This is a genomic window from Gordonia sp. QH-12, from assembly GCF_001578675.1.
Taxonomy (GTDB): domain Bacteria; phylum Actinomycetota; class Actinomycetes; order Mycobacteriales; family Mycobacteriaceae; genus Gordonia; species Gordonia sihwensis.
The window spans coordinates 186,685-205,699 of record NZ_KQ969285.1 but is presented as its reverse complement, the minus strand read 5'-3'; the positions used below and the strand labels follow the sequence as shown (position 1 = coordinate 205,699).

General features: G+C 69.8%; 16 protein-coding genes. All 16 read right to left on the bottom strand.

Translation table 11 applies throughout. The features are described from left to right. Positions 1-204 precede the first annotated feature (204 nt). Positions 205-987, bottom strand: a complete 783-nt coding sequence (locus Y710_RS05590; RefSeq protein WP_062366727.1) for a hypothetical protein — start codon at positions 985-987, stop codon at positions 205-207. 56 nt (positions 988-1,043) lie between these two features. Further along, positions 1,044-1,826 carry a DivIVA-like cell division protein Wag31 gene (locus tag Y710_RS05585; protein WP_006895337.1) on the bottom strand — a complete coding sequence of 261 codons (783 nt, stop codon included), beginning with the start codon at positions 1,824-1,826 and terminating at the stop codon, positions 1,044-1,046. Positions 1,827-2,153: 327 nt separating this feature from the next. Further along, positions 2,154-2,453 (bottom strand): YggT family protein, encoded by a 300-nt coding sequence (locus tag Y710_RS05580; RefSeq protein ID WP_006895336.1) that lies wholly within the window; start codon positions 2,451-2,453, stop codon positions 2,154-2,156. Between the two features lie 87 nt (positions 2,454-2,540). After that, positions 2,541-3,323, bottom strand: coding sequence for a cell division protein SepF (sepF, locus tag Y710_RS05575; protein WP_062366725.1), 783 nt, complete (start codon positions 3,321-3,323; stop codon positions 2,541-2,543). Between the two features lie 84 nt (positions 3,324-3,407). Then, positions 3,408-4,148 (bottom strand): YggS family pyridoxal phosphate-dependent enzyme, encoded by a 741-nt coding sequence (locus tag Y710_RS05570; protein WP_062366723.1) that lies wholly within the window; start codon positions 4,146-4,148, stop codon positions 3,408-3,410. Beyond that, positions 4,145-4,882, bottom strand: a complete 738-nt coding sequence (gene pgeF, locus Y710_RS05565) for a peptidoglycan editing factor PgeF (RefSeq protein ID WP_062366721.1) — start codon at positions 4,880-4,882, stop codon at positions 4,145-4,147. Before pgeF ends, Y710_RS05570 begins: the two co-directional genes overlap by 4 nt. Continuing rightward, positions 4,882-6,045 (bottom strand): cell division protein FtsZ, encoded by a 1,164-nt coding sequence (gene ftsZ / locus Y710_RS05560; protein ID WP_006895332.1) that lies wholly within the window; start codon positions 6,043-6,045, stop codon positions 4,882-4,884. The genes pgeF and ftsZ overlap by 1 nt, the downstream gene beginning before the upstream one ends. A 176-nt stretch (positions 6,046-6,221) precedes the next feature. Then, positions 6,222-6,971 (bottom strand): cell division protein FtsQ/DivIB, encoded by a 750-nt coding sequence (locus tag Y710_RS05555; protein ID WP_006895331.1) that lies wholly within the window; start codon positions 6,969-6,971, stop codon positions 6,222-6,224. Continuing rightward, positions 6,968-8,446, bottom strand: coding sequence for a UDP-N-acetylmuramate--L-alanine ligase (gene murC, locus Y710_RS05550; protein WP_062366720.1), 1,479 nt, complete (start codon positions 8,444-8,446; stop codon positions 6,968-6,970). The genes Y710_RS05555 and murC overlap by 4 nt, the downstream gene beginning before the upstream one ends. Beyond that, positions 8,443-9,633, bottom strand: a complete 1,191-nt coding sequence (gene murG / locus Y710_RS05545; RefSeq protein ID WP_062366717.1) for an undecaprenyldiphospho-muramoylpentapeptide beta-N-acetylglucosaminyltransferase — start codon at positions 9,631-9,633, stop codon at positions 8,443-8,445. The genes murC and murG overlap by 4 nt, the downstream gene beginning before the upstream one ends. Further along, positions 9,612-11,408 carry a putative lipid II flippase FtsW gene (gene ftsW / locus Y710_RS05540; protein WP_062366715.1) on the bottom strand — a complete coding sequence of 599 codons (1,797 nt, stop codon included), beginning with the start codon at positions 11,406-11,408 and terminating at the stop codon, positions 9,612-9,614. The genes murG and ftsW overlap by 22 nt, the downstream gene beginning before the upstream one ends. Continuing rightward, positions 11,405-12,901 (bottom strand): UDP-N-acetylmuramoyl-L-alanine--D-glutamate ligase, encoded by a 1,497-nt coding sequence (gene murD, locus Y710_RS05535; RefSeq protein WP_045540523.1) that lies wholly within the window; start codon positions 12,899-12,901, stop codon positions 11,405-11,407. The genes ftsW and murD overlap by 4 nt, the downstream gene beginning before the upstream one ends. A 1-nt stretch (position 12,902) precedes the next feature. After that, a complete protein-coding gene (mraY, locus tag Y710_RS05530; protein WP_006895326.1) occupies positions 12,903-13,994 on the bottom strand; it encodes a phospho-N-acetylmuramoyl-pentapeptide-transferase in 1,092 nt (363 codons plus the stop codon). Between the two features lie 64 nt (positions 13,995-14,058). Beyond that, entirely contained in the window at positions 14,059-16,134 is a 2,076-nt protein-coding gene (locus Y710_RS05525) for a UDP-N-acetylmuramoyl-L-alanyl-D-glutamate--2,6-diaminopimelate ligase (RefSeq protein ID WP_062366713.1), read from the bottom strand. 128 nt (positions 16,135-16,262) lie between these two features. Continuing rightward, positions 16,263-18,179, bottom strand: coding sequence for a peptidoglycan D,D-transpeptidase FtsI family protein (locus Y710_RS05520; RefSeq protein WP_045539581.1), 1,917 nt, complete (start codon positions 18,177-18,179; stop codon positions 16,263-16,265). A 22-nt stretch (positions 18,180-18,201) separates the two neighbouring features. Beyond that, a complete protein-coding gene (locus Y710_RS05515; protein WP_231875684.1) occupies positions 18,202-19,014 on the bottom strand; it encodes a cell division protein FtsL in 813 nt (270 codons plus the stop codon). Position 19,015 lies beyond the last annotated feature (1 nt).

The window sequence follows — 19,015 nt, the reverse complement described above, 5'->3', positions numbered from 1 at the left end:
GCGGTACCACCCCGCTTGCACGCCCGAGGGGCGTGCCTCTCATCGTGACGGCTGTGTCGGGCCGCACCCGCCCGGTTCTACTGAGACCCAGCGGGTCCGTTCTTCCGGGAGCTCACCGGTGATTGCCGGGTCGTCGCTGCGAACAATCAGTCTACTGCACGGGGCCCGACCGCACCGGGCCGGGAGGTCTGCTCGGGCGGTGGCTCAGTCGTCGGAAGGGTCGCTCTTCGGTGACCGCCCGCCATCGTCCTCGGTGTCGTCCCAGACGAACTGCATGGCCGGCAACTCGGGGTCCGACGACCGCACCACGATGTCGTCCGTCGGATCGCCGGCCAGACGCCGCCGCCCGACATATGTCTCCGGCAGCGCGTCCGCCTGCGGTGCACTCGTCTCCGGTGCGCCGCTCTCCGCTGCTGCCGACGGCGCCGGCTGCTGCGGAGTCTGCGCAGGCCCCTGCGGAACCGGCTGCGGTCCCGTGCGCGGCCCGCTCGCCGACTGCACGGGGAACGACCCCGTCGAGCGGAGGTAGTCGTTGACGTCTCCGGCGCCCTCGGGAGCGCGCTCCGCACCCGGCTGCGGAGCGGAGAATCCGCCCGACAGAGCGGACAGTTCGCCGTTGCCCGGATCGGTGGGCACTTCCGAGACGGGTTCGGGTGTGGCCGAGACGATCGAACCGAGACCCGCCGACTCGCCGCCGCCGACATCGCCCGAGTCGACGGGCACGTGCTCACGAGCCGGACCCTCGTCCTCGGCGTCGAGGGGCTCCTCGCGCGCCGCGGATTCACGCCCGCGGATCGTGAACAAGGGCTCGTCCTCGGCGCCGGCGCCACCGCGCCGGTTGGCCCGCAGTGTGTCGATGACCAGAAGGATCAGGCCGACGACGCAGACCGCCACGCAGGCGATCGCGAGCGGGAGATTACTGGTCACCAGTGCGACCACCAGAAGGCCGAAACCGACGAGGGTGGCGGCCAGCGCAAGGCTCAGCATGTCACCCTCGTCGGTTCGGGGAAGATGTGCGTGTACACGTCGGTGTCAGCCCCAGATCAGCTCTGCGAGTATCCGCCCTCAGCGGCATAACTCGCCTGTCCGTTCTCCACCGGGGCGGCACTGCCGCGCTGCTGGAGTTCCTCGAGCTGCGACTCCAAGTACGTCTTGAGTCGAGTGCGGTACTCGCGCTCGAACGTCTTGAGCTGCTCGATGCGGCCTTCCAGCACCGTGCGCTGCTGGTTGATGGTCGTCATGATCTCGGTGTGCTTCTGCTCCGCGTCGCGCTGCAGGAAGTCCGCGCGTTCCTGCGCCTGGCGCACCTGGGTCTCAGCTCGGGTCTGTGCATCGGCGAGGAGTGCCTCGCTGCGCTGGCGAGCGTCGGCGAGCGTGGCGTCGGCGTTCGACTTCGCCTCGGCCACCATCGCGTCCGAGCGCTGGCGAGCGTCGGCCATCAGGCTCTCGGCCTCGCTCCGGGCGCTGCCCGTGACTCGGTCTGCGGTGTCCTGGGCCAGCGCCAGCACACGTGCCGCACGCATGCTGGCCTCTTCGTCAGCGGCGGGAGCCGGCGCCGCGGCGGGCTCCGGTGCGGGCGCGGGAGCAGGCTCCGCGACGGCCGCGAACGCCTGAGTGCGATCCGGGGCACCGGAACGCGCCTCGTCGAGTTCGGTCTCGAGTTCGCCGACGCGCTGCTTCAGGTCGTTGTTCTCGTCGATCAGCCGTGCGAGTTCAGCCTCCACGAAGTCGAGGAATTGATCGACCTCGTCCTCGTTGTAACCGCGCTTGCCGATCGGCGGTTTGCTGAACGCGACGTTGTGCACATCAGCTGGTGTGAGCCGCATTTCTGCCTCTCCCCTTAGGTCATTTCGCGTGTTGATTTCGTACACGCCGTCTTCTGGCACGGTCAGCCGGAACGTAGGTCCGCACAGGCGAACACGAACTGCCCCAATCTTGATCGCGTTTCTATTAATACCAGTACCACTACGCAACTAGCGTGTCATCTCGTCACACCAGGACCAAGGCGTGTTGTCTGCCCGCGACCCGTTCGCAATCGAATCTAGGCCGAATCATCGGGTCACCGTGGACTTCGTAAATGACACGCTGAGGCAGCAGAATTGGCGTTGCACACCGACCACCAGCGACTATTCGATTAATCACATTCGTGGAAGTCACGTGGTGTGGATCGCGAAGCCCAGAACCACCCGCATCAGGATCGACAACACGATCAGCACGATCATCAGCGAGAGGTCGAGCCGCACCGGACCCAGAGACAGCGGCGGGATCAGTCTCCGCAGCAACTTCACCGGCGGATCGGTCAGTGTGAAGACGAATTCGATGACGACCACGCCGGGCCCGGACGGACGCCACCGGCGCGCGAAGGACTGCACCAGCTCGACGACGAAGCGGCCGAGGAGCAGCAGAACGTAACAGAACAGTACGAAGTACAGGATCCAGAGGAAGGTGCTCACCCCTCAAGGGTGCCTGATAACCGTGCAGAACGCCGCGCCGCCCCGGAAACGACCGGGGCGGCGCGGCGGACGACGACGAGCTGCGGCTCAGGACTGACTGTAGAAGCCGCTCTCGGCGATGCGGCGACGCTCCTCCGGGCTGACGTCCACACCGTTGGGCGAGAGCAGGAAGACCTTGGTGGCGACCTTGTCGAACGAACCGCGAAGCGCGAAGACGAGGCCGGCGGCGAAGTCGACCAGACGCTTGGCCTCGTCGTTGCTCATATCCGCCAGATCCATGATGACCGGGCTGCCGTCGCGGAACCGTTCGCCGATCGTGCGGGCCTCCGAGTAGTCGGCCGGCCGCAGCGTCGAGATCTTCTTCATGGCACTCTCCGACAGCGGATCGTTGTCGACCTGGGGGTCGAGCGCGACGGCGTTGGCGCCGCGCACCGTGACGTTGGACGAACGATTCAGCGGCTCGAGCCTGCGGACCGACTCCACGTCGGGCGAGCGGCGGGCGCCCACAAACGGGCGATCCGACTCGGCGCGTACCGCGAAAGCGCGGTCGTCGGCCGAACGGGCGAACTCCGCCTCGCGGTAGGCCGGTTCGCGGTAGCGCGGCTCGGCCTCTCCGAACGGTTCGCGGTACTCCGGCTCCCGGTAGTCGGCCTCGCGGTAGCGGGATTCGCCCCGGTAGTCCCGCTCGCGGAACTGCTCGTCGCCGTAGAAGGCGTCCTCGCGGGTCCCGTTGCTGCGGTACTTCTCCATGTACGCACGCTCACGTGCCGACATGGCCGGCTGCTCCTCGGGGTCGGCCAGGTAGTCGTCCTCGAACTCGCTCGGGGGCACCATGCCGAAATATGCCTTGAACTTCTGCATCGTCGTCATTACGAGCCTTCCTGAACGGTGAAGTCATTGCGGGTGGATGGGCGCTACACCTGATCGCTAGTGGTTCTGTTGTGACCAGTGTGACTAAAGCGAGACTATCGGCCGCGTCCCCATAATTGCGGTTCCGACACGCACACACGTCGATCCGTGCGCGATCGCCGCTTCGAGATCTCCGGACATCCCCGCCGACAGCTCGACTGCGTGTGGGAACCGTCGCAGGAAGTCCGCGCGGATCCGGGCCAGCCGCTCCATGGCCTCGTCGGGGTCCGCTCCGAGCGGGGCCATGGCCATCAGTCCGTCCAGGCTGAGCGTGTCCGGCGAGGCGAGCACCCGTTCGGCGGCCGGAGCCAGTTCCGCCGGGGCCAGACCGCCGCGCTCCGGATCGCCGTCGATGCTCACCTGCAGCAACAGGCCCAGCGTCCGGTCCCGGTCACCCGCCTCCAGAGCGCGCGCCGATGCGCCGTCGAAGGCCTCGATCAGTGGGAGGGAGTCCACCGAATGCACGCGGCGCGCCCAGCGGGCGATACCGCCTGCCTTCTTGCGCTGCACCCGTCCGATCATGTCGACGGCGAAATCGACGTCCACCCGCGCACGGACCGCCGCCGTCTTGCGCCCGGCCTCCGGCTCACGGGACTCGCCGAACTCCCGCACACCCAGGCGCAGAAGCCGCACCACGTCGTCGGCCGGGAAGTACTTCGTGACGACGAGCAGGCCGATCTCGGCCGGATCGCGTCCGGCCGCGGTCGCGGCGGCCGCGATGCGACGCGCGGTGGCGGCCAGTCCGTCGGCGAGCTCGGATGAGCGGGGATCCCGCTCGTCGGTCACCGCCGCGCTCCGGCGCTGTCCATCCAGATCACTGAAGCCAGGCGGCCGGTCGGCGCGCCGCGCCGATGGCTGAACAGCGACGTGTCGCTGATCGTGCAGCGCGGGTCGACGGCCACCGCCGACACACCGGCCTCGAGCAGTTGACGCCGGATGCCCGCACGCAGGTCGAGCCCGGGCGTCCCAGTGGAGGTTCGGCACGAACTGCCCGGCAGATGCCGTTCCACATCGGCCTGCATCGCCGCGGGCACCTCATACCGTTCGCCGCTCGCGGCCGGGCCGAGGAAGGCCCCGATCCGTTCCGGCCGCGCTCCCAGCCGGATCATCGCGCGCAATGCCTCCGGCACGATACCGATCCGGGCACCGACGCGACCGGCGTGCACGGCGGCGATCACCCCCGCCTCGTCGTCGCTCAGCAGCACCGGAACGCAGTCCGCGGTCAGCACCGCGAGCACCAGGTCGCGCTGGTCGGTGACCAGTCCGTCGGTAGCGCGCACCGGTTCGGCGACCGGTCCGTCGACGACGGTCACGTTCCTCGTGTGCAGTTGTTCCATCCACACCACCCGGGCGGGCTCCACGCCGAGATCCCGGGCCAGCCGCTCCCGGTTGGCCGCCACCGCGGCGGGGTCGTCGCCCACGTGATCGCCGAGATTGAAAGAGTCGTACGGTGCCGCGGAGACGCCGCCGGCGCGCGTGGTGACCGCGCGCCGGACGACGAAGGAATCGTCAGCCGCCATCACTTCATGAAATCGGGGACGTCGACGTCATCGTCGTCGAGCCGCACCGAGTTGCGGCGGGGCGTCGGCTCGCCGAACGGGTTGCCCGAGCGCTCCCGGGAGGTGCCGAACAGCGGGTCCTTCGCATCGGGCTTGGCGGTCTCCCCCGCCTGCGCCTGCGCGACGCCGGCATTGCTCGCCGTGGCGGCGTGGGCGCCCTGCTGGCGCTTGGACGGTGCGCCGGCGTCGAAGCCCGCGGCGATCACCGTCACTCGAACCTCGTCGCCGAGGTTGTCGTCGATGACCGTGCCGAAGATGATGTTGGCGTCCTCGTGTGCCGCTTCCTGCACCTGCGAAGCCGCATCGTTGATCTCGAACAGACCGAGGTCGCTCCCGCCGGCGATCGAGATCAGCACACCGCGTGCACCCTCCATCGACGCTTCGAGCAGCGGCGAGTTGATCGCCGACTCGGCCGCCTTGCGCGCCCGGTCCTCGCCGCGCGAGGCCCCGATGCCCATCAGCGCACTTCCCGCGTCGCTCATCACGCCCTTCACATCCGCGAAGTCGACGTTGATCAGGCCCGGCGTGGTGATGAGATCGGTGATGCCCTGCACGCCGTTGAGGAGGACCTCATCGGCACTGCGGAAGGCGTCCATCAGACTCACCTGCGCGTCGCCCAGGTGCAGCAGGCGGTCGTTGGGGATCACGATGAGCGTGTCGCACGACTCGCGCAGCGCCGCGATGCCCGCCTCGGCCTGGTTGCCACGTCGCTTGCCCTCGAACGAGAACGGGCGGGTCACGACACCGACGGTCAGCGCGCCGAGCTTGCGGGCGATCGATGCGACCACCGGCGCACCGCCGGTGCCGGTGCCGCCGCCCTCACCCGCGGTCACGAAGACCATGTCGGCGCCCTTGAGGAGTTCCTCGATCTCGTCCTTGGCGTCCTCCGCGGCCATGCGGCCGACATCCGGATTGGCGCCGGCGCCGAGGCCTCGGGTCGACTCGCGGCCGATGTCCAGCTTCACGTCGGCATCAGAGATGAGCAGGGCCTGCGCGTCGGTGTTGATGGCGATGAACTCGACGCCCTTGAGCCCCTGCTCGATCATGCGGTTGACAGCGTTGACGCCACCGCCGCCGATGCCGACGACTTTGATGACGGCCAGATAATTGTGCGGTGGCGTCATGATGCCTTCCTACTTCGAACAAACCCTAAAGCTCAACCATAGGGTTATAGTTATGTCAAGTACTGGTGTTGAGGACGACGGTATTGATCGCGGCGCCGTGGTGCCAGGAGGCTCGCGGCGTGTCGCGAAATCAGTGTCGGATTTCCTCCCGAGTCCCCGTCCGCGGACACGCCGACTCAGCTGACCGACGCGTACTCGGGACTCGAGACGTTGTACTGCTGTCCGTCGACGATCAGCAGACTCCGCAGGGCTTCGGCTTTGTCGGCCGTCCGCCCCGCGTCTCCCCACACGGCCTTCTTGCCGCTCTTGAGACGGAGCGTGATGTCCGACGGCGAGTCGGCCGCGACGGCCACGACCCGAGAGGCCAGCCAGTCCGGGAGATCCTGCACCACGGTCAGCGCCGCCCGCGTCGTCGGATTGGCCGCGGACGGGTCGGTCATCTGCAGTGCGGGCAGCCCCTGCAGGGACTTGGGCAGGTCCTTGGCCGACCCGAAGGTGAGATAGACCATACCCAGGCGATCCATCACGCCGATCCGTCCGGACTGCTCGACGGTCACCACCGGCGTCCGTTCGGTGACCGCGATCGTCAGGGTCGAGGGGTACTTCCGGCTGACGTTCACCGACTCGATCTCCGGCAGCGCGGACACCCGGTTCGCGATCTCCGCCGTGTCGACCTGCAGCAGCGGTGAGCCCTCAGGCACCTGCGCGGTGCGCAGCACCTCCCCCGCATCGATCGCGGTCGCTCCGGTCACGTCCACCGACCGCACCGACATCAGCGGCGTGAAATAGGCGATCGCCACCAGCCCGCCGACCACGACGACGAGGGCGATCACCGAGCCGATGAGCGGCCACCGCCGCGGCGACGAGGCGGCGCCCGGACGCGTGCGCCGCGCCCGGTCCGGTTCCGCCGTACGCCGCCGGCTCATTCGGCCGCGGCCCTCTCCAGCGCTTCCAGAATGGCCGGAGCCTGCATGGTGATGTCGCCGGCGCCGATGGTGAGCACCAGATCGCCGCGCCGGGCACGGTGAGCCACGGCGTTCGCGATCTCCGACAGATCCGGGACGAAGACCGCGGGAGCGGTCACCGCATCGGAGATCAGCCTGCCGGTGACCCCGGGCTGCGGTTGTTCACGGGCACCGTAGACGTCGGCCACGATCACCTCGTCGGCCAAGCTCAGCGCCGCGGCGAACTCGGCGGCGAACTCCGCCGTCCGCGAATACAGATGCGGCTGGAACACGGCCAGCACACGCCCCGACCGCGCGCCGACGACGTCTCGGGCGGCGGTGAGCACGGCGCGGACCTCGGTCGGATGGTGCGCGTAGTCGTCGTACACGTCGACGTCGGCGGCACGGCCCCGCGATTCGAACCGCCGGTGCACCCCGCCGAAGCTCTCGATGCCCTCCGCCACGGTGTCGACGTCCTGCCCCGTCCGTGCGCATGCGATCAGGGCTCCCAGCGCATTGAGCGCCATATGCCTGCCGGGCAGAGTGACGGCCAGTTCCCGGACGCGCGGCGTGTCGACCAGCGGCTCGGAGAGTCGGACCGTGGCCAGCCCCCCGGTCCCGTGCGCCGCGAGTTCGACGAGTTCGGCGACCACCGGCACACCCTCCACCGTGATCCGCGCGGCACTGCCGTATCCCAGGACCGCGACCCCGCGCTCGGCGCAGCTCGCAACGCATCGCTGCGCCAGCGCCGCGGCTCCCGGATCGTCGAGACAGACAACCAGCGTTCCGCCGGGGCGGATCAGTGCGACGAATTCGTCGAAGACCTGCGCGTAGGCCGCCTCGGTACCGAAGAAGTCCAGATGGTCGGCCTCGATGTTGGTGACCACGACGATGTCCGGCACGTATTGAAGCAGGGAGCCGTCGCTCTCGTCGGCCTCGGCGACGAAGACCTCGCCGCTGCCGTGATGCGCGTTGGTGCCCGACTCGTTCAACTCACCGCCGACGGCGAACGACGGGTCGACACCGCAGTGCTGCAGTGCCACCACCGACATCGACGTGGTGGAGGTCTTGCCATGGGTGCCCGAGATCAACACGGTCCGGTGTCCGCGCATCAGCAGGGCGAGCACCTCGGGCCGGTAGAGCACCGGGATACCGCGGCGGCGTGCCTCGACGAGTTCCGGATTGTCGTCGGGCACGGCGGCCCGGGTGGTGACGACGACGGTCGGACCGCCGTCGAGCAGATCGAGGGCGTCGGGTGCGTGGCCGATCCGGACCTGCGCGCCGCGGGTCCGCAGCGCCAGCACCCCGCGCGAATCCTTCGCGTCCGAACCGGACACCTGACCGCCGCGAGCGAGCAGGATCCGGGCCAGGCCCGACATGCCCGCGCCGCCGATGCCGACCATGTGCACCCGCTGCAGCTGCGCCGGAAGCGTGTTCTCGATCGCCGGGTCGCTCATCGGAGTCCGTCCTGCGTCGTCGCACGGTCGCCGCGTCGAGCGGCAGCCAGTTCCAGTGCCGCCGTCGCCACTTCGACGGCGGCGTCGCGGTGGCCGAGCCCCGCGGTGGCGGCACTCATCGCGCGCAGGCGTTCGGTGTCGCCCAGCAGTGCGGGGATCTCTCGCTCGACCCACTCGGGCGTCACGTCCGCGTCGTCGACGATGACGGCGCCCCCGGCCCGTTCCGCGGGCAGTGCGTTGAGTCGCTGTTCGCCGTTGCCGTGCGGCAGCGGGACGTACACCGCCGGGAGTCCGGTGGCGGAGATCTCGGCGACGGTCATCGCTCCGGACCGGCACATCACCAGGTCGGCGGCCGCGTACGCGAGGTCCATCCGGTCGAGGTAGCTGACCCCGACGTAGGGCGGGGCGCCCGGCGGCGAGACCGGGTCGATCGTGTTCTTGGGGCCGTAGGCGTGGAGAACACCGATACCGGCCGCGCCCAGCGCCGTAGCGGCCGGCGCGACCGCCTCGTTGAGCCGCTGCGCCCCCTGCGAGCCGCCGAAGACGAGCAGGGTCGGCGCATCCGGGTCCAGACCGAAGAATCGGCGCGCCTCGGCACGGGCCGAAGCACGGTCGAGTCGGGTGATCGCTCCGCGCACCGGGATTCCGACGACCGTGGCGCCGGCCAGCCCGCAGTCGGGGACTGCCGCGAGGACGCGGTCGGCGAGCCGGGCGCCCACCTTGTTCGCGACACCTGCGCTGGCGTTCGCCTCGTGGAGCACCACGGGGATCCGCCGGGCACCGCGGAGTCGACTGCGCGCCGCGAGATACGCGGGCAGTGCGACGTAACCGCCGAAGCCCACCACCACATCGGCGTCGACCTCGGCGAAGACCTTGCGCGTGGCGGCCACCGAATGTGCCACTCGCCACGGAGTCTTGGCCAGTTCCACACCCACCTTCCGAGGCAGGGGAACCGGCGGGATCAGACGCAGGTCGTATCCGCGCGCGGGCACGATCGTGGTCTCCAGGCCGCGACTCGTCCCGAGGGCCGTGATCCGCGCGTCCGGCTCCAGTTCCCGCACGGCGTCGGCCACCGCGAGCGCGGGCTCGATGTGGCCTGCGGTTCCACCGCCTGCGACCACCACCGAAAGTGCCGATCCCCCCTCGTGCGACCGCTTCCGCTTGCTCACCGGCGACCGTTCTCCCATCCGCCTCTGCCGGTCCGCCGCGCACGATCGCGCGGAGCCGGCGACCTGGACTCCTGCCACGACCGGGACGGTCGCGCACCCCTAGGAGGATAGTGGATCTCCCCCGAGCTCGATTCGCCCGACCGGCGTCGCATTCGCGGCCCGGATGCCTCGGGCGTCCGCGGGCGGCCCGCCCATGTGCGGGGCGCCTCGCGACGGCCGGTCCCGGACGAACCGCGGACGGGTGCCGGTCGCCGGATGGGCGCGGCGGTCGGCCGGCGCCGCGGCGACGAGCCCGCAGCCCGGTACGTTTCGGGCCGCGGGAGACGGAGCAACCGCGACAACCCCTTCGGCGCCGGCCCGGCCAGCGCCGCGACCGCCTGCGGTTCGTGCCGTGCGGCGTTCGCCAGCAAACCGAGCATCGCCAGCATCGTCAGTGCCGAGGTACCGCCGTACGACAGGATCGGCAACTGGATGCCGGTGACCGGCAGGATGCCGACGACGTATCCGATGTTGATGAAGGCCTGCACCAGGAAGAGCACGGTGATCGTCGCCGACATCAGACGCAGGAATGGGTCCACCGAACGGCGGGCGATCCGCATCCCGACGTACCCGAGCAGCAGGTACAGCCCCAGGACGATGATCCCGCCGACCAGTCCGAGTTCCTCGCCGATGATCGCGAAGATGAAGTCGTTGTGCGCATTGGGCAGATAGTTCCATTTGGCGGTGCTCTGGCCGAGCCCCTTGCCGAACAGTCCACCGTCGGCCAGCGCGAACTTCGCCTGGTTCGGCTGATAATCGGCGCCGAGCGGATCGGAGTCACGGCCGAGGAAGCTGAAGATGCGCGCGGCACGGTACGACTCGGCGAAGGCCAGCGCGACGCCGGCCACCGCGAAGACCACGCCGAAGGCGGCGAAGAACCGCCCCGGCAGCCCGCCGAACCACAACAGCGTCGCGACGATCATCCCCAGGATCATCGTCGTGGACTGATTCGGCTCGATGATGACCAGGAAGGCGACGCCGAAGGCGACCGGGATCAGCGGGAAGATCAGATCGCGGGCCGTGGACGTGCGCGGATCGCGAGTCGAGAGGACCGCGGCTCCCCACATGCACAGCGCCGCCTTCGCCAGTTCCGACGGCTGCAGCGTGAGCCCGCCGAACGAGAGCCAGCGGCGCGCACCGCCGCCGGCGACGCCGAAGCCCGGGATCATCACCAGGATCAGCAGGACGATCGAGATCAGCAGAATGGGCAGGGAGGCCTTCTGCAGCGTCCGCACGGGCATCCGCAGCGCGATGTAGAACAGCACCAGACCCAGGGCCACGAACATCACCTGCGTGGTGAACATCCCGTAGGCCGAGCCGTCCTTCGCGTAGCCCTCCACAGCGGACGCCGAGAGCACCATCATCAGGCCGAGCGCGATGAGGATGACGGTGATCGAGACGATCAGGTGGAACGAGGTCAGGGGCCGCGCGAGCAGATTCCGGACTCCCCCGGCGAGGAACGCCGCACCCGCTTTGAGATCCGATCCGCGCATCAGGCGAAGCCTGCGAAGCGGGTCCGCGTCCGCGGTGCCGCCACGCCGGGCGCTCCGAGTGGACGCGGTCCGGCGATTCCGGCGCCGAGCCGACCGGTCTGCGACTCTCGCCTCCGACTCTCCATCAGCGCTTTCGGGGGCGTCAGGACGGTCGGAGGTGTCGCCGGGCGCCTCGGCGGCGTCCTCGCCCTCGGCGGCGGAGCGCGGCGCCGAATCCTCGACGTCCTCCGCGACGCCGGTGTTCTCGTCGCCGGAACTCATCGGTTCGCGCGGGAGTCGGCGAGGGCGGTCGCGGCGGCGGCGAACGACTCGCCGCGCTGCGGATACCCGGCGAACATGTCCAGGGAGGCGGCCGCCGGTGCGAGGAGCACCGCGTCCACCCCTGGCGAGTCCGCCTGCGCCAACTCCCAGGCGGCACCGACCGCCTGGCTCATCACCGCGTCCGACGATCCGGTCGCGGAGACGGCACGTGCCCGTTCACCAGTCCGCTGAGTCATCACAGAGCCATCGTCCCCTGTGAATACTGTGACGGCTGGGACTTCTGGGGCGTGTCGCGCAATCGCGTCGAGAATGATCTGCCGATCCCGGCCGATCGCGACGACTCCGGCCAACCGCGACACTGTTCCGGCGATCAGGTCGTCGACGGGTGCGCCCTTGAGCAATCCGCCCGCGATCAGCACGACACGCTCGTGTGCGACCACCGCAGCGTGGGCAGCGTGCGGATTCGTGGCCTTCGAGTCGTCCACGAAGGCGACGCCGTCGATGCGCGCGACCACCTGACCGCGATGCGCGGCCGGCCGGTAGGCCCGCAGTCCGCGCGCCACCGCCTCGGGATCGATTCCCACGGCGCGAGCGAGCGCAGCCGCGGCGAGGGCGTCCGACAGTCCCGACGGTCCCGCCGGCCGCACATCGGCGGCGGGGATCATCGCGAGGGTGCCGTCCCCGAAGGCGCAGTCGACCAGCGTGCCGTCGACGATGCCCAGCATTCCCGGTCGCGGTACGCCGAGGGTGAATCCGACCCGCCGGGAGTCGGGCCCGACCGGCAGCGCCGCCGCGCCCGCATCGTCCTCACCGACCACGGCCACCCGGCCGGTCAGCGCTCCGGCCTTGGCCTCGGCGTACGCCTCGCGTGAGCCGTGCCAGTCGAGGTGATCGTCCGCCACGTTCAGCACCACGCCGGCGTCCGGCCGGACCGACGGCGCCCAGTGCAGCTGGAACGACGACATCTCGACGCACAGGACGTCGGCGCGCGGCTCGGCGCGGAGCGCATCGGCCACCGTGAGACCGATGTTCCCGCAGGCCAGACCGCTCTGTCCGGCGGCCGTGACGATCGACTCGATCATTCCCGTCGTGGTGGTCTTGCCGTTGGTTCCGGTGATCACCAGCCAGGTGCGCGCGGGTCCGAACAACCCGGCGCGATCGGCGCGCCACGCGAGTTCCACATCACCCCACACCGGCGTACCCGCTGCCGCGGCCGCCACCAGCAGCGGCGTGTCCGGGCGGAAGCCGGGTGAGACGACGATCAGCTCGATGCCCTCGGGCAACTCCGCGGTGCCGTCATCGGCGACGAACTCCTCCGGCGTGTGCACCGGCACGCCCCGGCGTACGAAATCGGCGCCCGCCTGCGGGTCCGCGAACGTCTGATCCATCACCTCGGGCTTCGCACCGAGTTCCAGCAGCAGGTCGACGACGGCCACTCCGGTGGCACGACCGCCGGCCACCAGAACGCGGGCCTGTTCCAGCGAAAGCCCCATGTCAGCCCGCATGCGAGATGAACTCGCCGTAGAACAGGGTCAGTCCCAGCGCACAGGAGATGGCCGTGAGCAGCCAGAACCGGATGATCACCGTGGTCTCGGCCCAGCCGCCGAGCTCGAAATGGTGATGGAAGGGCGCCATGCGGAAGACCCGCTTGCCGGTGGTGCGGAAGAAGGCGATCTGCACCACCACCGAGACCATCTCGGCGACGAACAGCGCGCCGATGACGACCATGAGCAGTTCGGTGCGCGTCGTCAGCGACAGACCCGCCACCAGACCGCCGAGCGCGAGCGAACCGGTGTCGCCCATGAAGATCTTCGCCGGCGCGGCGTTCCACCAGAGGAAGCCGAGGCAGGCGCCGCCCGCCGCCACCGCGACGATCGCGAGGTCGAGCGGATCGCGCACGTCGTAGCAGGCGCTGGCGTTCTCGGCGTTGGCCGGGAGCGGCGCGCAGGGATTGCGGTACTGCCAGAACGTGATCAGAACGTATGCACCCATCACCATCGCCGCCGAACCCGCGGCCAGACCGTCGAGACCGTCGGTGAAGTTCACGGCGTTCGACCATGCCGCGACCACCAGCCAGCAGAACAGCACGAAGCCCACCGCGGTCAGCGAGATCACGTTGATGTCGCGCGTGTACGAGAGGTACTCGCTGGCCGGTGTCTGGCCCTCGGCGTTCGGGAACTGCAGCAGCAGGACGCCGAAGATGACCGCCGCGATCATCTGCCCGACCGACTTGGCGGTCTTGTTCAAACCGAGGTTGCGCGATTTGTAGATCTTGATGAAGTCGTCCAGGAATCCGACGGCGGCCAGCGCGGTCGCCAGGCCGAGCACCAGCAGACCCGAGGCGGTGGGGCCGCCACCGTCGTCGAGCAGCCCGAACAGATGCGCGCCCAGGTAGCCCAGCCACAGCGCCGCGACGATCGCGACACCGCCCATCGACGGCGTCCCCCGCTTGGACTGGTGGCTCTGCGGCCCCTCGACCCGGATCTCCTGGCCGAAGCCCTGCCGGGAGAAGACCTTGATCAGGACGGGCGTCAGCAGAATCGACACTGCCAGCGAGATCGCGCCCGCGATCAGTATCTGGGTCACTGCATGTCCTTACTTGTCGGAATCTGTGAACTAAGAATCTAGCGCGAGCCGCCGCTCCGGCAGGTCAGCGGGTGAGCACCTCGACCGGGAGTCCGGCGTCCTCACGCCAGTACGCGAGCAGCGTCTCGCCGAGTTCTCCCCCGGCCAGCAGCACCAGGTCTCCGGGCTTCGGAGACTCGGCGGGCCGTGTACGCAGATGGTCGACGGCTGCGGCGGGCGAGGCCACCAGCACGGCCTCGTCACCCCACGACCCCTCCATCACCGCGCCCTGATGCAGCGCCCGTACGGTACGGAGATCTTCGCCGACGGCGATCACCTGATCGACGGCCAGCCGGACGATCTGCCGGCCCAGGCCGTCGTGGTCGACGCACCGCGCGTTCTCGTCGCGTCCGTCCGCATCGGCGAACTCACCGGCGATCACCCAGGTCCGGCGGGCCGACTCCCCTCCTCGGTGGGCACTGCCGACTCCGGTGTCGGCGGCCAGCGCCACGAGTTCGCGGACCGCCCGGCGTGCCTCGTCGATGCCCGCCTGCGGGTCCACCAGCAGCACCCGCAGCGCCGGCCGCGCGTCGACGGCGTCATCGACCACGCGGGCGTCGAGCAGCTCGCCCAGCACAGACCGATCGTCGAACGGATATTTCACGCCGTCGATCTCCTGCCCCTTCTCATGGCCCTTACCCGCGACCAGCACCACGTCGCCCGCCTGCGCCCAGTCGACCGCCGCGGCGATCGCCTCGCGCCGGTCGCCGATCTCCCGGATCTCCCCGCGCGCGTCCGCCACCGCCCGCGCTCCCGCGAGCACCGCCGTCCGGATGTCCTCGGGCCGCTCGGACCGCGGATTGTCGTCGGTGACGATCACCAGGTCGGCGCCGCGTGCCGCGGCCGCGCCCATCAGGGGCCGCTTCTCGGTGTCGCGATCGCCACCCGCCCCGAGGACGACGGCGATCCGTCCCGGCGTCTGGGCCGCAAGGGTCGCGAGAACCGCCTCGACCGCGGCCGGCTTGTGCGCGTAGTCGACCACGGCCAGGAAATCCTGTCCGCGCTCGACCTTCTCGAGCCGGCCCGGCACCGCCACGCGGGCCAGACCGGTGACCGCCGTCCCCACGTTCACTCCGGCCGCCGCACTCAGCGCTACCGCGAGGAGAGCGTTCGCGACGTTGTACGCACCCGGCAGGGGAACCGTCAGCTCCACCTCCGAGCCCTCCGGCGTGGCCGCCAGAACCGTCTGCGACCCCGGCTCGGTCCGTACCGTTCCGACCACCGACCAATCAGCCGCACCGGTGGTCGACACGGTGGTCACGGACGTACCGGCGACCGCGGCCATCTTCACGCCCCACGCATCGTCGACGCAGACCACGGCGCGTTGCGCCCGGGTCGACGAATCCGCCCGGAACAGCCGGGCCTTGGCCGCGAAGTAGGCGTCCATCGTGTGGTGGTAGTCGAGGTGGTCCTGCGAGAGATTCGTGAAGCCCCCGACGGCGAACCGGCAGCCGTCCACGCGGCCGAGTTCGAGGGCGTGGCTGGAGACCTCCATGACGACGGTGTCGACTCCGCGCTCGAGCATCACGGCGAACATCCGCTGGAGGTCGGGGGCCTCCGGGGTGGTCAGCGAGCTCGGGACCACGGTTCCGTCCACGCGGATCTCGACGGTCCCCAGCAGTCCGACCACCCGTCCCGCGGCCCGCAGAGCGGCCTCGGTCAGGTAGGCGGTCGTGGTCTTGCCCGACGTCCCGGTGATACCGATGAGGGTGAACTTCGACGACGGGTCGCCGTAGATGCGCGCCGAGACCTCCCCCAGCACCGACCGCGGGCGGTCGTGCACCAGCACCGGCACCGACCCCAGGCCGGGCGCGGCGCGAATCAGGTCCAGTCCCGCCGCATCGGTGAGCACCGCGACGGCACCGGCGGTCGACGCCTGGCCGGCGTATCGAGCACCGTGGGTGCGGTCGCCGGGCAGCGCGGCGAACAGGTATCCGGCACCCGCGTCCTGCGCACGCAAAGTCGCGCCCGTGACCTCGGCGTCGGCGCCGTCGAGAACCAGACCGAACTCGTCCGCCAGTGCGCTCAGGGCCACCGGCCGGAGGTGCTCCGGGCGGATCGGCCCACTGCTGTTCGTCGCACCGGCTCCCGGCTCCACCACTACCTCAGACCTCCGCCTTGACCTTCTCGTCCCGTTGAGACGTACTCGTCTCGCCGACGTCTCCCCCTCGTCCGCCGGAGCGCACGCGGTGATGACGCAATGAATCTACCGTGCGATGCGGCGCGCCCTCACGCCTCCAAGCGCAGGCGCGGAGCCGGCTGCGCGGAGAACGGCACCTGGTCGTGACGCAGAAGCCACGAACCGATGGTTCCGAACAACGGCGCCGCGGACTGACCGCCGCTGCCGTCCGAGCTGCGCACCGGATTGTCCATCATGATGCCGATGACGAACCGCGGCGCGTCGGCGGGCGCGATACCCGCGAAGGTGATGTTGTAGCTCGACCGCGAGTAGCAGTTGCAGGACGGGTCGACCTGCTGTGCGGTACCGGTCTTGCCCGAGGTCTGGTAGCCCGGGATGGCGCCGGTGTAGCCGGTGCCGTTCTGCACACCCTCCGGGTCCTTCTGCATGACGGCACGGAACATGTCGCGAACGGTCTTGGCCGTCTGCGGACTGACCACCCGCACCGACTCCGGCTTGCTCACGCCGGCCTCGTCCTCGTCCTCGGGAGCGATGATCCGCGGCTGGATCCGAACCCCGTCGTTGGCGATCGCCTGGTACATCGACGTCATCTGCAGCAGCGTGGTCGACAGACCCTGACCGATCGGCAGGTTGGCGAACGAGCCGCCCGACCACTGACTCAGCGCGGGCACCGCGCCGGGGCTCTCGCCGGGGAGGCCGACTCCGGTGCGCTGACCGAGCCCGAAGCGGTCGAGCATGTCGGCGAACCGCCGCTCACCGACCTTCTGCGCCAGCATCAGTGTGCCGACGTTGGACGACTTCCCGAAGATGCCGGTGGTGGTGTAGGGCGCGGTGCCGTGCACCCACGCGTCGTTGACGGTGATACCCGACATCCGAATCGACCCCGGCACCTGGTGCACCTCGTCCGGGGTGGTGACCCCGTATTCGATGGCCGCGGAAGCGGTCACGATCTTGTTCACCGACCCGGGCTCGAAGGGCGAGGTCACCGACCGGTTGCCGAGATCGGCCTTCTGCTGCTCCGAGAGCGGCCGCGAGGCGTCGAAGGTGCTGTCGTTGGCCATCGCCAGCACTTCGCCGGTGTGCGAGTCGAGCACCACGGCGGAGACGTTGTGCGCGCCCGACTTGTCCTTCGCCAGGTTCACCTGGCTCTGCACGAACCACTGGAGGTCGGAGTCGATCGTGAGGTGCACGGTCTCTCCGTCGACGGCCGGATGGACGTTGCGCTTGCTGCCCGGGATCACCGCGCCGTCGCGACCGCGGTCGAAGGTCTCGGTGCCGTTGGTGCCTGCGAGCACGGAGTCGAGCGACGATTCGAGGCCGATCAGACCGTTGCCGTCGAAGTTCACATCGCCGACCAGGTTGGCGGCGAGTGAACCGCCCGGGTACAGGCGGTTGCTCTGCCGCTCGGCGCCGACCTCGGGGAACTCGTCCTGGATCTTCTTCGTGACGTCCAGCGACACCAGGCGGGCGAGGTAGACGAAGTCCTTGTCCGACTTCATCTGTGCCAGCAGATCGTCGGACGCGATGCTGCCGCCGAGGGCCGACGAGACGCCGTCGGCGATCTGCTTGAGGCGCACGTCAACGTCCGGGACGGTCGAATCCTTCTTGTGTTCCTCGGCGATCTGCTTGCGTACGGCCTTCGGTTGAAAGGTCAGTGCCCGTGCGTCGTCGGTGTGTGCCAGCAGGCGTCCGTTGCGGTCGACGATGCTCCCCCGCACCGCAGGCAGTTCCTGGGTGATCGATCGTTGCTGCGAGGCCTGCGCCGAGATGGAGTCGGCCGCGATCACGTGCACGTACAGCATCCGGCCCGCGATCACGAGAGCGACCACCGCGACGAGCACGGTCAGGATCCGCTGGCGGACGACGAACCCCGACGGCCCCGAACCGGAACGTTCGGGGGGACGGGGAGGCCTGGGCGGAGGCGTTCCGGTGCCGTTCGACGACGCGCCGGACGGGCGGCCTCCCGCCCTCGCCTCGGCTGCGCGCGGTGTACGGGTGCGGGTCATGATCTTCCGATTGTCGCGCGCATCAACGCGCGGGCGCGGTATTGGCGGGCGGCGTGGCGGTCGTCGAAGACGCCACATCGGTGGGCCGACTCACCCGATTCCGGACATCCGGGCGCACCGAGGTCTGGGGTGCCGGATTCGTCCGAGACTGCGATGTCGGGACCGAGGACGGGCGGGGGTTCGGCGCCGGCCGCGGGTTCGGCGCAGGCGTCGACGGCGCCGGAGCGGGAGTGGTCGCCGTACGCGGCGGTGCACTCTGCGATTGTTCGCCACCGAGTCCCTCGGAATCGTCGACCTTGTTCTTGTCGATCTTCTCGACGGGGTCCGGCGCCGGGTTCAGGTCCGGAAGCGGGCTGCCGGTCGCCGGTGTGGGAGTGCCGCGGAGCCGTGGCTTGCCGTCTGCTCCGACGATGATCTCGGCGGCGTTCGACGCCGGAACCATCCCCTGGCGAGCGGCCGCCCGCGCGATCGCGGGCGCCTGGTCGCCTGCGTCGGCTGCCGCCTTCAACTCGGCGGCACGGGCCTGCAGCTCCTGGTTCTCCTTGCGGAGCGCGTCGATCGAGTACGAGTCCTGCGCCGATTTGGTGGTCAGGAACAGAGTCAGCGCGAGGGCGCCCATCACCAGGACCAGGATCGGCACCACGAGCGGGACTCCGGCGATGCGGCGCCCGGTCATCGGCAGCCGGGCTCCGGTGCGCTCACGGCGAGTGCGCCGATCGAGAGCCCGCTGGGCCGCCTTGGATCGCGACGGACGCTCGCTCGCCGCGGCGCCGGTGCGCCGTCGACGCTGACGGTCGGAACCCTCGCGTGGTCCGGTGGCGGTGCGAGTGTCCACA